Source organism: Robbsia andropogonis, assembly GCF_000970345.1.
Classification (GTDB): Bacteria; Pseudomonadota; Gammaproteobacteria; order Burkholderiales; family Burkholderiaceae; genus Robbsia; species Robbsia andropogonis.
Genome location: NZ_LAQU01000211.1, coordinates 1 through 885 on the forward strand (window position 1 = coordinate 1; position 885 = coordinate 885).

At 50.5% G+C, this 885-nt stretch carries 1 protein-coding gene and 1 pseudogene; one reads left to right on the forward strand and one right to left on the reverse strand.

Annotation, left to right across the window (positions count from 1 at the left end; all coding sequences use genetic code 11):
* Positions 1-246: LysR substrate-binding domain-containing protein (locus tag WM40_RS27190; RefSeq protein WP_046154667.1), on the forward strand; the 246-nt coding region annotated here is incomplete at its 5' end.
* 468 nt (positions 247-714) lie between these two features.
* Here the strand turns inward: WM40_RS27190 and WM40_RS32795 are convergent.
* A pseudogene (locus WM40_RS32795) lies at positions 715-885 on the reverse strand (IS6 family transposase); the annotation flags it as partial.

Here is an 885-nt window from a genome sequence, read left to right on the forward strand (position 1 = left end):
TTCTCAAGCAATAGCGGAGCGGCAATAATCAGAGCTGCCCTAGACGGCCTGGGAATCGCAAATGTACCCGCGTACTATTCAGATCGAGTTATAGCGAATGGAAGCTTAGTTCGTATCTTGGAAGATTGGCGCTCGATTGAAGAATCCATCTTTTATATTGTCTACCCCACCGGCCGCCATATGCCAGTTCGTGTGCGGAGGCTCATCGGGTACTTACAGGATACGCTCAAGTCGGCGGCCAATTGACTTAAACTAGTCGATCTTCACAACTAGTCGACATACGACAAGAATTCCTATTTCATCAGCTAGCTCACCGCCGCGGCTAATTCCTTACGAGATTTGGCCGTGGCCGGCACTCGGTAGAACGTCTTTGCTCCACTTCTCGACTTTTTGGGGATAGACAAAGTTGGCAGCATGGTATGAGCGCTCGCATAGTGCGCCGGCGCATCAATGGGCACGGCCTCTACTTGCTCAAACCTGTCAATCAATGATGTGCTTAGCTTCTATTTTGCGTGGGTCGACGCACCTGGCAACCTTGCCAAACGCGTGCCCTAACTGCGGTACGATGCGGGGGTTTCCAAAGGGTCGTCCCTTTGGGTACGATATGTTTGGCAAATTGCAGTGCAATTTGTCGAACATATCTATCTTGCCTCACACGGTTCTGGTGCAAATAGGTAAGAGGGTTGAGAATGTTCTTACCTGTAGGATATCTTATCAAAAAGACAGAATAGCGCTCCATACGGCAGGCGGAGCGGCATCCTCGATACCGAGCTTAGTGAGATCGAACTGGCCCTTGCGAAGGCGATGCATCAATTCGATGCCTGAGATCGTTGCCAAGGCGTTTCTGAACCGTTTGAAGCCGAGCATCACGTTCGTTCTGGACTT